Origin of the sequence: Bacillus sp. JJ1503, assembly GCF_036965125.1 — a bacterium.
Taxonomy (GTDB): domain Bacteria; phylum Bacillota; class Bacilli; order Bacillales; family Cytobacillaceae; genus Cytobacillus.
On sequence record NZ_JBALOZ010000294.1, the window covers coordinates 1 to 658 of the forward strand.

A 658-nucleotide genomic window follows, 5' to 3' on the forward strand; every position below is an offset into this window, starting at 1 on the left:
ATTTTGCAGGAAAAACATATACTTTTTCCGAAGCTTATAAAAAAGCTCATACAATAGCTGGCCAATTAACGGGGTATGGAGCCCAAAAGGGACAGTTTGCCGGAGTATTGCTCAGCAGCCATGTAGACACTGTTTTCATTTATTTAGCCCTTCATTTGCTTGGTGTGAAGGCGATTATATTAAATAATCGTTTGACCCCTTCAGAAATAGCATGGCAAATGCAGGATTCGCATTCGGATTTTTTGTTAACTGAAGAGAAATTTTCGAATACAGTTAATCAAATGAAACCGGTTCTTTCAGGTGTAACGATTATTGAAAAAGAGACACTTTTCAATTCCCCTGCTTCTAATCCGAGTATGATTGAAGAAATAAATTTAAACGATATATGTACAGTTATGTATACTTCAGGAACGACAGGACATCCCAAAGGTGTGCTTCAAACATACGGCAATCATTGGTGGAGTGCAATTGGCTCAGCATTAAATCTTGGGCTCTCTGAGCAGGAATGCTGGCTGTGCGCAGTGCCGTTATTTCATATTAGCGGCTATTCGATTCTAATGCGCAGCATCATATACGGAATGAAGATGGTGATTATGGAAGCCTTTGATGAAAAAGAGGCAATTCAAACTATCCGAAGTGAACATGTAACGATTATGTC

General features: G+C 39.1%; 1 protein-coding gene. It reads left to right on the top strand.

Translation table 11 applies throughout. The annotated features are described in order from the left end of the window. The coding region (locus V7149_RS20485) for an AMP-binding protein (protein WP_335347457.1) at positions 1-658 on the top strand (658 nt) is incomplete at both ends.